Annotated in this window: 9 protein-coding genes; 7 read left to right on the plus strand and 2 right to left on the minus strand. The window is 65.5% G+C overall.

The window, feature by feature from the left end; all coding sequences use genetic code 11:
• Positions 1 to 68 precede the first annotated feature (68 nt).
• The 3 genes from G5C33_RS08125 to G5C33_RS08135 are packed head-to-tail and all read left to right on the plus strand — an operon-like array spanning position 69 to position 3,522.
• Complete coding sequence (locus G5C33_RS08125) at positions 69 to 749, plus strand: vWA domain-containing protein (protein ID WP_206518657.1); 681 nt, start codon at positions 69 to 71, stop codon at positions 747 to 749.
• Positions 749 to 1,540, plus strand: coding sequence for a PP2C family serine/threonine-protein phosphatase (locus G5C33_RS08130; protein ID WP_165326759.1), 792 nt, complete (start codon positions 749 to 751; stop codon positions 1,538 to 1,540). Before G5C33_RS08125 ends, G5C33_RS08130 begins: the two co-directional genes overlap by 1 nt.
• On the plus strand, positions 1,537 to 3,522 hold the full coding sequence (locus G5C33_RS08135; protein ID WP_165326760.1) for a hypothetical protein: 1,986 nt from the start codon (positions 1,537 to 1,539) through the stop codon (positions 3,520 to 3,522). Before G5C33_RS08130 ends, G5C33_RS08135 begins: the two co-directional genes overlap by 4 nt.
• On the opposite strand, the gene G5C33_RS08140 is transcribed toward G5C33_RS08135, so the two are convergent.
• Entirely contained in the window at positions 3,509 to 3,847 is a 339-nt protein-coding gene (locus G5C33_RS08140) for a winged helix-turn-helix domain-containing protein (RefSeq protein WP_165328763.1), read from the minus strand. The two genes, G5C33_RS08135 and G5C33_RS08140, sit on opposite strands and share 14 nt — an antisense overlap.
• Before the next feature lie 73 nt (positions 3,848 to 3,920).
• On the opposite strand from G5C33_RS08140, the gene modA reads away from it, so the two are divergent.
• The 4 genes from modA to G5C33_RS19490 all read left to right on the plus strand — a co-directional run bounded on the left by modA (position 3,921) and on the right by G5C33_RS19490 (position 7,574).
• Entirely contained in the window at positions 3,921 to 4,745 is an 825-nt protein-coding gene (modA, locus tag G5C33_RS08145; RefSeq protein ID WP_228275238.1) for a molybdate ABC transporter substrate-binding protein, read from the plus strand.
• A gap of 4 nt (positions 4,746 to 4,749) precedes the next feature.
• Positions 4,750 to 5,439: a molybdate ABC transporter permease subunit gene (gene modB, locus G5C33_RS08150; protein WP_228275239.1), complete on the plus strand. Its 690-nt coding sequence runs from the start codon at positions 4,750 to 4,752 to the stop codon at positions 5,437 to 5,439.
• On the plus strand, positions 5,429 to 6,139 hold the full coding sequence (locus G5C33_RS08155; protein ID WP_165326762.1) for an ATP-binding cassette domain-containing protein: 711 nt from the start codon (positions 5,429 to 5,431) through the stop codon (positions 6,137 to 6,139). The genes modB and G5C33_RS08155 overlap by 11 nt, the downstream gene beginning before the upstream one ends.
• A gap of 94 nt (positions 6,140 to 6,233) precedes the next feature.
• Positions 6,234 to 7,574 (plus strand): methyl-accepting chemotaxis protein, encoded by a 1,341-nt coding sequence (locus G5C33_RS19490; protein ID WP_206518658.1) that lies wholly within the window; start codon positions 6,234 to 6,236, stop codon positions 7,572 to 7,574.
• 226 nt (positions 7,575 to 7,800) lie between these two features.
• Here G5C33_RS19490 and rpoC read toward each other — a convergent pair whose 3' ends face one another.
• Entirely contained in the window at positions 7,801 to 12,087 is a 4,287-nt protein-coding gene (rpoC, locus tag G5C33_RS08165; protein ID WP_165326763.1) for a DNA-directed RNA polymerase subunit beta', read from the minus strand.
• Positions 12,088 to 12,148: the final 61 nt, after the last annotated feature.

Raw genomic sequence — 12,148 nt, forward strand, 5'->3', positions numbered from 1 at the left:
GTGTTTTACACAGGGGAACGCCGTTGTTCCGGGTCGCGGGTAACGTGCGTGCGTAAGCGGAGGGGCTAGTGAATTTGATACCTGACGTGGCGCTTGCTGAAAACAGCAGCCAGCGTCTGCCGTGCGTCGTGGTGCTCGACGGGTCCACGTCCATGTCCCAGAACAATGCGATCGGCGCTCTGAACGACGGACTGCGGCTGCTTGAGGAAGACCTCAAGGCCGATGACGTCGCGCGCCAGCGGGTGCGGATCATGGTGCTGCGCGTCGGCGCGCCGCAGGATGTGGAAGTCGTCACCGACTGGACCGACGCGATCGAATTCGAAGCGCCCGAGATCGAAGCCAATGGCATGACGCCATTGGGCCTGGCGGTGCGCCGCGCGCTTGAGGAAATCGAGGACGAGAAGGATCGCTATCGCGATCACGGCATTCCCTATAACCGCCCCTGGCTGTTCATCCTGACCGACGGCGAACCGACCGATCCCGATTGGGAAGCCGCCGCCGCCGAATGCCGTGCAGCCGAGGAATCGGGCCGGGTGTCGGCGTTCTGCGTCGGCGTGGGCGACGCCAATATGGACAAGCTCGGCCGGTTTTCGCAGCGCAGCCCGCTGGCGCTCAAGGGACTGGCCTTTCGCGAATTCTTCCTCTGGCTCAGCCGTTCGGCGCGGGCCGGATCGAAATCCGCGCCCAGCGACAATATCCAGATGGCGGCGCCGCAGGATTGGGCAGTGGTGCCGGGCCGGAGCGACTGATGCTGGCGACACCTGCCTGGCGGGTGGCGGGAAGCTCGATTACCGGACCGTCGCATGTTCAAACCGGCACGCCCTGTCAGGATCGGCACCGGCTGCACGTCGCGCAATCAGGCGCGCTGATCGCGATCGTTTCGGATGGGGCCGGTTCGGCGGAATATGGCGGCGAGGGCGCAGCGCTGCTGTGCGATCGGCTGGTCGCGCGGCTCGACCGGCATTTGTCCGCCGGCGTCCGCAAGACCGGCACGCGCGCCGGGCTGCTGGGCCTGTGCCGGGCGGTGCGCGAGGGCGTGCATGACGCGCGCGAGGCGGCGCGGGCACAGGGTGCGGAAGCGGGCGTGGGGCTGGAGTCGTTTCACGCGACGCTGGTTGGCGCGGTGATGCTGCCGCGCCAGGGCGGGCTGTTCTTCCATATCGGCGACGGCGCGGCGCTCGCGATCGGCGGCGACGGCGAACGCTGGCAGCTGTCGGCGCCGAGTAACGGCGAATATGCCGACACGACCTATTTCTACACCGAACCGGACTGGCGGACGAACCTGCGCTTTTCGCTGATCGACGGCGGCTATGATACGATATTCGTCATGACCGACGGCGTTACCGATCTCGCGCTTTCCGCGCGGCCGGGCGGGCATGAGCCGTTCATGCCCTTTTTCCGCCCGATCGGCCGCTATCTTGCCGGCGCGACCCGCGAGGAAGGCGAGGAGGCGCTGAGCGCGACGCTGGACAGCGGCGCGGTGCGCGAACGGACATCGGATGACAAGACGCTGGTCTGGGCACAGGTGGCCGGGCCATGAGCGAAATCTATCTGGGCACGGGGGCGAAGCAGCGCCCGCTGCGGCTGGGCAAGCTGCTCGGCGAAGGCGCGGCGGGCAAGGTCTATTCGATTCCCGAAATGCCCGGATCGGCCGCCAAAATCTATCATGGCGAGGCCGAATGCCGCCGCTATGAAGCGAAGATCGACCGGATGCTGGCCAACCCGCCGGACCTTTCGGCTGCGGTGCACGAAGGCGTCCGCTATCCGCAGATCGCCTGGCCCGAGGCCAAGCTCTACGACAAGGCGCGGCGCTTCATCGGCTTTCTGATGCCGGAGATCGATTTCCGGCGCTCGACCAGCCTCGTCAATCTGCTGCAGAAGAACAGCCGCCGCGTCGAGAAGCTGTCCGACTATTACGGCTATCGCGTGCTGGTGGCGCGCAACCTGGCCTCGGTGTTCGCCGAGCTGCACCGCGCCGGCCACCACATGATCGACATGAAGCCCGCCAATCTGCGCTTCTATCCCGCGGTCAGCTGGATGGCGGTGGTCGATACCGACGGATTCAGCATCGCCGGGTCGGAGGGACGCATTCCCGCCGAGCAGGTGAGCGACGAATATATCGCACCCGAAAGCTGGAAACAGGAGCCAGCCGCGCTGGGCGAGGCGCAGGATCAGTTCGCGCTCGCGGTGATCATCTTCCAGCTGCTCAACAACGGCGTCCATCCCTTTGCCGGCAAGGCGGCGCCGGGCACGCCGGCGCAACCCGCCGATATCCAGTCGCGCATCCTCAAGGGGCTCTATCCCTATGGCGCATCGCCGCCCGACGATGTCGTGCCCAGTGCGGCGAGCATCCACAAATCCTTTCGCCGGGCGACGCGGTCGCTGTTCGACCGCGCTTTCATGCCCGGGCAGGCGCGGCCGGACGCGGCGGAATGGCGCGATCATCTCGACACGCTGATCTCGCAGCTCGTTCCCTGCCCGGCAAAGCCGAAGGAACATGCGCATTTCGGGATGGGGTGCGGCTTTTGCGCGCATGACGCGCGGATCGAGGCGTCGGCCCAGAGCGCGCCGCGCCGTCCGCCGCGACGCACCGCGATGGCGCGCCCGGCCGGTGCGACGCGGCCGCGTCCCGGTCAGGCGGTCGCGCTGCGGCGGATGCCGCATCCGGGCAAGGGAATCCCGTTGCGCGCGCATCGGCGCAGACGTTCCGGCGCCCTTGGCGGGATGGCGGCGATATTCGCGGTGTTGTTGCTGGGGACCGTGCTGATCGGGCAGCAATGGATCGCATTGCCGTTGCGGGCCGGCGGCATCGCCGATGGCGAGGCGTCCGCCGCGCAGTTCCAGGCGGCGGCGGATCGATCGGCTACCGGCACGATCGACGGGCGCGCCGCCGATGCGCAGATCGATACGTTCGAAACAGGGCGCGAATTTCTGGTATTGCCGGGCGACGGCAAGTTGACGGCGGACCTGCGTGACGGCCCGGGCCAGGATTTCGCGCTGGTCTCACGCCTTTCGCTTTACGAAAATGTGATCGGTCGCGGCACCAGCGTCGATGCCGAAGGCGTGACCTGGGTGTGGATCGTGCGCGAGCGTGACGGATCGCCGGGCTTCGTGCCCGAAGCGGCGCTGGTTCCCAATGAAGCCGATTTCGAATCCGACATCGTCGACTATGGATCGCTGTGCAGCGCCACGATACCGGGCAGCCGACCGCGATATGACTGCGCGGTCGACGGCGCGGCCAAGGTCGGCAGGCAGGTCGCCCACCGTTATCGCGACCTGATCGACAGTACACGGGGGTTCGATCGCATTTCGCTGACCGAACAGCGCCAGCGCTGGGGCGCCGAGCTTCGCGAATGCGGCTTGTCGGTCAATGCCGAGGCATGCCGGCTGCGCGTCAACCGGCGCCACTATGAACAGCTCGACAGCGCCTATGGTGCCGACCCGGAAGCCAGGCGTCCCACCGCCAGTGCGCTGGGGCGCCCCGACGACGGGCCGGTCGGCGCTCCGTTCAGTCCGATTTGAGCGCGTCCGCAATGCGGCGATAGGCGGCTCCTTCGGCCAGCCCGGCCGCGCGCTCCGACAATTGCCGATAGGCGGCCAGCACGGCCTTTCCTTCGTCGGTTACCGATGCGCCGCCACCGCGCACCGTCGTCACCAGCGGTGCGGCAAAGCAGCGATTGCAGGTATCGACCAGCAGCCAGGCCCGGCGATAGCTCATCCCCAGCGTGCGTGCCGCCGCCGAAATCGACCCGGTTTCGCCGATCGCCGCGATCAACGCCGCCTTGCCGGGGCCGAACGCGATTTCATCGCCGGCACAGATCTGGATCTTCAGCTTCAGGCGGGCGATGCGCGCCTCCTTTCGTTGATCGCCAAGCTATATACAGCGGGATACAGCATGGCTATGCCGGAGCGATGTCTGCATGTCGGTGGGCGGCCGCCTGATGCCGCGTTTCCTTTCACGCCGGCCCCTGCTTTGGGGGGTGCTGGCGCTGCTCGTCGCGGCGCTGGTCGGGGTGACGATGCTGCGGGCGCCGCGCGGGGACGCAGCCCCCGTGGTGCTCGCTGCCGCCAGTCTGCAGGAAGCGATGGGCGCCGCTGCCGATGCCTGGGCCGCGAAGGGGCATCCGCGCCCCGTATTGAGCTTCGCCGCGTCCTCCGCGCTGGCGCGACAGGCGGCGAGCGGTGCGACGGCGGATCTGTTCGCTTCGGCCGACGAGGCATGGATGGACGATCTGGAGCAGCGCGGTGCCATCGTGCCGGAAAGCCGCGCCACCTTTCTTGCCAACCGGCTGGTGCTGATCGCGCGCGCCGATTTCCAACTGCCGCCCGAACGCGCAGGGGGCCATGATGTCGCTTCGCTGGTCCGGGCCGGGGACCGGCTGGCAATGGCCGACACCGATGCCGTGCCCGCGGGGCGCTACGGCAAGGCCGCGTTGGAACATCTCCATCAGTGGGAGCGCGTTGCGCCGCATGTCGTGCGCGCGGAGAATGTCCGCGCCGCGCTGGCGCTGGTCGAGCGCGGCGCGGCCCCGCTCGGCATCGTCTATGCCACCGATGCGGCGGCATCGGACAAGGTGCGGGTGCTGGCGACCTTCCCTGAAAACAGCCATCCGCCGATCCGCTATCCGCTTGCGCGATTGAAGGCATCGACCAGCCCCGATGCCGAGCCGTTTCGCAATTTCCTGCTTTCGCCGGAAGCCGCCGCGATCTTCGCGCGCTTCGGTTTCTCGCCGCTGGCGGGTTGACGCGGTGTCGGACGCCGCCTTCTGGACCATCGTCGCCCTTTCGCTCCGGGTGGGGGGTGTCGCCATCGTCGCGACGATACCGATCGCCTTCGCGCTGGCCTGGCTGCTCGCGCGCGGGCGGTTTCGCGGCAAGGTGCTGCTCGATGGAGTCATCCACCTCCCGCTCGTTCTGCCGCCGGTCGTCACCGGCTGGCTGCTGTTGCTGCTGTTCGCGCCATCGGGGCCGGTGGGTGCCGTTACGCAGGCGCTGTTCGGCGGCACCGTGCTCTTTCGCTGGACCGGCGCGGCAATCGCGGCGGGCGTGATGGCATTGCCGCTGATGGTGCGCGCGATGCGGCTGTCGATCGAGGCAGTCGACCGGCGGCTGGAGGAAGCGGCGCGCACGCTGGGCGCAGGCAGGTGGCGCGTGTTCGCCACAGTCACGCTGCCGCTAAGCCTGCCCGGCGTGCTGGCGGGAGCGGTGCTCGGCTTCGCGCGCGCGCTGGGCGAATTCGGCGCGACGATCACCTTCGTTTCGAACGTGCCGGGACAGACGCAGACGCTGCCGCTGGCAATCTATTCGGCACTGCAGCTTCCCGACGGCACCGCGACGGTCGCGAAGCTGGCAACGGTGTCGGTGGTACTGGCGCTTGCCGCGCTGATCGGATCCGAACTGCTGGCGCGGCGGGCGGGCAGGGGGCTGCATGTCCTTTGACCTCGATGTGACGCTGCGCCGGGGCGAGCGCGACATCGCCTGTCGAATCGAGGTGGGCGAGGGGCTGACGGTGCTTTTCGGCCCCTCGGGGGCGGGCAAGACGAGCGTGCTGCATATGGTTGCGGGGCTGTTGCGGCCCGACACGGGGCATATCCGGGTCGGTGGGCGAACGTTGTTCGATCACGCTGCCGGCGTGAACCTGCCTCCCGAAGCGCGGCGCGGCGGCGTGGTGTTTCAGGAGGCGCGGCTTTTCCCGCATATGCGGGTGCGCGATAATCTGCTGTATGGACAGGCACTCCCCAAGCCGCCGTTTGCGCTGAGCTCGTCGAAGCGCGGTCCTTCCTGCGTACGAAACGAAGACGAAAGGACAGGGCTTCGACAGGCTCAGCCCGAACGAGGGGAGGGGAGCGGTTTATCTCTCGACCGTATCGATTTCCTCGGCATCGGCCATTTGCTCGATCGCTGGCCGCGAACGCTGTCGGGCGGCGAGGCGCGGCGGGTGGCGATCGGGCGTGCGCTGCTTTCCGATCCGCGGTTCCTGCTGCTTGACGAGCCGCTCTCCTCGCTCGACCCGGCGCGGCGCGAGGAGGTGATGCGCGTGATCGAACGTCTGCGCGACGCGATGCGGCTGCCGATCCTGATGGTCACGCATGACCGTGAGGAAGCCGCGCGGCTGGGCACGCGGACAGTCCATTTCTGACGGCTGTACGGGGATTGTTGCACCGCCGAACGGTTTACGCGGCATAAACCTAATCAAGGTTAGTGATGCTGCTTCCGACGGTGGGGGGCACGGGATGACGCGGCTGATTTCGATTGTGGCAATGCTCTTCGCAACTGCGATAGCGGCGCCTCCGGCGCATGCCGGATGGATCGAAGCCGACAAGACCGCCTTCGATCATGGCTGGCTGGTGCTCGCCGGCATCCTCGTCTTCTTCATGCAGATCGGTTTCCTGTTCCTTGAGGCGGGGACGGTGCGTTCGAAGAACAGCATCAATGTCGCGATGAAGAATCTGGTCGATTTCGTCGTGACCACGCTCTGCTATGCGCTGGTCGGATTCGCGCTGATGTTCGGCGCGTCGCAATTCGGCTTTATCGGTTGGAGCAGCCGGCTGGCGCTGGCCGGGTTCACCGACACTTCGACGCTCACTTTCTTCATCTTTCAGGTGATGTTCTGCGGCACCGCCAGCACCATCGTGTCGGGCGCGGTGGCGGAGCGGATGCGCTTCACCGGCTATCTGGTCTGTACTGTCGTGATTTCCGCGATCGTCTATCCGATCGCAGGGCATTGGGCATGGGGCGGTTTGCTCGCCGATACCGGGCAGGGATGGCTCGAAGCGCGCGGCTTCGTCGATTTCGCGGGATCGACTGTCGTGCATGTCATCGGCGGCGTCGCGGCACTTGCGGCGGTGCTGTGTCTTGGTCCGCGCATCGGCAAGTTCGATGCCCAGGGCAATCCGGTGCGCATCCAGGGGCATAGCCCGGTGCTTGCGCTTACCGGCGTGCTGCTGCTCTGGATCGGCTGGGCGCGGGTGCGCGCAATCACCGTGGAAGCGGCGCGATCGGGATCGAACAGCACCGAGCTGATCGATTCACTGCGCGGCAGTGCGCAGTCGATTTCCTCGGTGGTCGATTTCATCCAGTCGGTCGCCAAACAGACCAACCTGCTCGCGCTCAACGCTTCGATCGAGGCCGCGCGCGCTGGCGAAGCGGGGCAGGGATTCGCCGTGGTGGCGAACGAAGTGAAGCAGCTCGCCAAGCAGACCGACCATGCCGCCACCGACGTGATGCGGCGCGTGGAGGACATAACCCGTGCGGTGGAAGAAGCGGTCGGCGGCATGTCCACGATTGCCGATGCGATCCGCCGTACCGAAGACGCCACCCATGCGGTGTCGCACAGTGTCGATCAGCAATCCGAAGCGACCGCCGAGCTGAGCGAACGCGCTGCCGATGCCGCGGAAACCTCGTACCGGCTCGACGAACGCATTCGCGGGCTGTCGGCGACGACGGGGTCCACGCAGACCTCAGCCGATGAACTGCGCAGCGCCGCGCAGTCGCTGTCGGAAATGGCGAAAGTGCTAGGATCGACGATCGACACCGAATTCCGCCAGTTCCGCGAACATGTGAAGGCGGCGTAGGTTGCGCCTGGGGGCTGCCCCTCTCAACTTCGGATAGCGAGCAAGCTCGCAAGCCTTCGTATCTCTCCCCCGAGGGGAGAGAGTTGGGTGGCGTCATTCCCTCGAGCTCGCTCACGGAGGGGGCCGCGCCGCACAGCGGCGTGGTGCAGGGGCATAGCCGCCAACGAAAAAGGCCGCCCTCCTTTCGGAAGGCGGCCCTTTCCTTTTCGGCGTCAGCCGCCGGCGATTATTCCTTGTTGAGGTAATCGCCCGCGTCTTCGTCGGTGCCGTGACCGGAGGTTTCCACCTTTTCCAGCGCATCCGAAGTGACGCGCGCGTCGTTCGGATCCTGCGCCAGTTCGGCTTCGTGCTCGGCCGCCGCGCTTTCGGGCGCGATCAGCGCTTCCTGCAGCTTGCGCTGCTGGGCGCGCAGCGCCGCGTCGCGCGACGATGCGGCGATGCGCATGCGGTTCATGCCCGCGCCGGTACCCGCCGGGATGAGGCGGCCGACGATGACATTCTCCTTGAGGCCGATCAGCGTGTCCTGCTTGCCCTGCACCGCGGCCTCGGTGAGGACGCGCGTGGTTTCCTGGAACGACGCCGCCGAGATGAACGAACGCGTCTGCAGCGAAGCCTTGGTGATGCCGAGCAGCACGGGCTTGCCCTGTGCCGGCATCTGGCCCGGAGCCAGCTTGGCGTTGGTTTTGTCCATTTCGTCGCGATCGACCTGCTCGCCCGGAAGCAGCGTGGTGTCGCCGGCTTCGGTGATCTCGACCTTTTGCAGCATCTGGCGAACGATCACCTCGATGTGCTTGTCGTTGATCTTCACGCCCTGCAGTCGATAGACTTCCTGGATTTCGCTGACCAGATATTCGGCCAGTGCCTCGATGCCGAGGACTTCCAGAATGTCGTGCGGATCGGGGCTGCCGCCGATCAGGTTGTCGCCACGCTTGACATAGTCGCCTTCCTGAACGTCGATCACCTTCGACTTCGGCACCAGATATTCGACGACGTCGCCGCCGTCCTCCGGCTGGATGCCGATCTTGCGCTTGGCCTTATAGTCCTTGCCGAACACGACGCGGCCCGAGACCTTCGCGATGATCGCGTTTTCCTTGGGCTTGCGCGCTTCGAACAGCTCGGCGACGCGCGGCAGACCGCCGGTGATGTCGCGGGTCTTTGCGGACTCGCGGGCAACACGGGCAAGCACGTCACCGGCCTGGACCGTCGCACCATCCTCGACGCTGATCACCGCGCCCGGCTGCAGCATGTAGCGGCCGGCTTCTTCCGCGCTGTCGCCCGTCAGGGTGAGGCGCGGACGCAGGTCTTCCTTGCTGCGGGCGGAACCACGGTAATCGGTGACGACGCGCTGGGTGATGCCCGTCGCTTCGTCGGCCTGCTCGGTCAGCGTCTTGCCGTCGATCAGGTCCTGATACTTCACCGTACCCGGATTTTCCGTGATCACAGGCGCAGTGAACGGATCCCATTCGGCCATGCGGTCGCCGGCGGTCACGATGTGACCATCGTCGAACAGCACATGCGCACCGTACGGAATCTTGTGCACCGCCAGCTCGCGGCCCTCGGTGTCGAGGATCGCCAGCTCTGCCGAGCGCGACAGAACCACGCGGCGGCCGCGCTGATCCATGATCATGCGCACGTCGCGGAATTCGACCTTGCCGTCGACAGGGGCTTCGAGGTTCGACTGCTCGTTGAGCTGCGCCGCGCCGCCGATGTGGAAGGTACGCATGGTCAGCTGCGTGCCCGGTTCCCCGATCGACTGCGCCGCGATGACGCCGACCGCTTCGCCGATATTCACCGGCGTACCGCGGGCGAGGTCACGGCCATAGCATTTGCCGCACACGCCGATCTTGGCTTCGCAGACCAGCGGCGAGCGGATCTTCATGCCCTGAACGCCAACGGCCTCGATCTGCGCGACCATCGCTTCGTCGAGCAACGTGCCCGACGGGATCACCACTTCGCCGGTCTTGCTGTCGACCACATCCTCAGCCGTGGTGCGGCCCAGGATACGCTCGCCGAGCGAGGCGATGGTGCTGCCGCCCTGAACAATCGCCTTCATTTCCAGCGCGCGTTCGGTGCCGCAATCATCTTCCATGATGACGCAGTCCTGCGACACGTCGACCAGACGACGCGTGAGATAGCCCGAGTTCGCGGTTTTCAACGCCGTGTCCGCCAGGCCCTTACGCGCGCCGTGGGTGGAGTTGAAATATTCAAGAACGGTCAGGCCTTCCTTGAAGTTCGAGATGATCGGGGTTTCGATGATCTCGCCCGACGGCTTGGCCATCAGGCCACGCATGCCGGCAAGCTGCTTGATCTGCGCCTGCGAACCACGGGCACCCGAATGCGCCATCATGTAGATCGAGTTGATCGGCTTTTCGCGGCCGGCATCGGGGCCATCCTCGAACTTCTTGACCGCCTTGATCTCGTCCATCATCGCGCCGGCCACCTGGTCGCCGCAACGGCTCCAGGCGTCGATCACCTTGTTGTACTTTTCCTGCTGGGTGATCAGGCCGTCCTGATACTGCTGCTCGTAATCCTTCACCAGCGCGCGGGTTTCCTCGACCAGCCCTTCCTTCGCGGCGGGGATGATCATGTCGTCCATGCCGAACGAAATGCCGGCGCGGAACGCGTGCTGGAAGCCCAGCGTCATGATGCCGTCGGCGAACAGCACCGTCTCCTTCTGGCCGGTGTGGCGATAGACAGTGTCGATGACGTCGCCGATTTCCTTCTTGGTGAGAAGGCGGTTGATCGTTTCGAACGGCACGCGGTGCGATTTGGGCAGCTTTTCACCGATCAGCATACGACCCGGCGTCGTTTCGACGCGCTGCATATACTCATTGCCTTCCTCGTCCGTCTGCGGGACGCGGGTGGTGATCTTGGTGTGAAGCGTCACCGCGCCGTTGAACAGCGCCTGATGGACTTCCTCCATATCGCCCAGGATCATGCCTTCGCCGGGCTCGTTCTCCTTCTCCATCGAGAGGTAATAGAGACCCAGCACCATGTCCTGCGACGGCACGATGATCGGCTTGCCGTTGGCGGGCGAGAGGATGTTGTTGGTCGACATCATCAGCACGCGCGCTTCCAGCTGCGCCTCGAGGCTCAGCGGAACGTGGACGGCCATCTGGTCGCCGTCGAAATCGGCGTTGAACGCCGAACAGACGAGCGGGTGGAGCTGGATCGCCTTGCCTTCGATCAGCACCGGCTCGAACGCCTGGATGCCGAGGCGGTGAAGCGTCGGGGCGCGGTTCAGCAGCACCGGGTGCTCGCGAATGACTTCGTCGAGGATATCCCAGACTTCCTTGCGTTCCTTCTCGACCCATTTCTTCGCCTGCTTGAGGGTCATGGAGAGACCCTTGGCATCGAGACGGGCGTAGATGAACGGCTTGAACAGCTCGAGCGCCATCTTCTTCGGCAGGCCGCACTGGTGCAGCTTGAGCTCGGGGCCGGTCACGATGACCGAACGGCCCGAATAGTCGACGCGCTTACCCAGAAGGTTCTGACGGAAGCGGCCCTGCTTGCCCTTGAGCATGTCTGACAGCGACTTGAGCGGACGCTTGTTGGCACCGGTGATGGTGCGGCCGCGACGGCCATTGTCGAACAGTGCGTCGACCGATTCCTGCAGCATGCGCTTTTCGTTGCGGACGATGATGTCCGGCGCGCGCAGCTCCATCAGCCGCTTGAGGCGGTTGTTGCGGTTGATCACGCGGCGATAGAGGTCGTTGAGGTCCGACGTCGCGAAACGGCCACCGTCCAGCGGGACGAGCGGGCGCAGTTCGGGCGGAATGACCGGCACGACTTCGAGGATCATCCATTCGGGGCGATTGCCCGATTCGATGAAGCTTTCGACGACCTTGAGCCGCTTGATGATCTTCTTGGGCTTCAGCTCGGACTTGGTCTCGGCCAGTTCCTTGAGCAGGTCCTCACGCTCGCCTTCGAGGTCGAGGTCCATGAGCATGACCTTGACCGCCTCGGCGCCGATGCCGGCGGAGAAGGCGTCTTCACCATATTCGTCCTGCGCGTCGAGCAGTTCGTCCTCGGTGAGGAGCTGGAACTTTTCGAGCGGGGTCAGGCCGGGCTCGGTGACGATGTAGCTTTCAAAATACAGCACGCGCTCGAGCTGCTTGAGCTGCATGTCGAGCAGCAGGCCGATGCGCGACGGCAGCGACTTCAAAAACCAGATGTGCGCGACAGGCGCTGCGAGTTCGATATGGCCCATGCGTTCGCGGCGGACCTTCGACACGGTGACTTCGACACCGCATTTTTCGCAGACGATGCCCTTATACTTCATGCGCTTGTACTTGCCGCACAGGCATTCGTAATCCTTGATCGGACCGAAGATGCGCGCGCAGAACAGGCCGTCACGTTCCGGCTTGAACGTGCGATAGTTGATCGTCTCGGGCTTCTTGATCTCGCCGAACGACCAGGAACGGATGCGGTCAGGCGACGCGATGCCGATCTGGATCTGGTCGAAGGTTTCCGGCTTGGCCACCGGGTTCGCGAAATTGGTCAGTTCGTTCATTTTCTTACCTCATTCCCCTCCCGCTTGCGGGAGGGGCTAGGGGTGGGCATTTCTTCGGGTG

The organism is Sphingosinithalassobacter tenebrarum (assembly GCF_011057975.1).
Classification (GTDB): Bacteria; Pseudomonadota; Alphaproteobacteria; order Sphingomonadales; family Sphingomonadaceae; genus Sphingomonas; species Sphingomonas tenebrarum.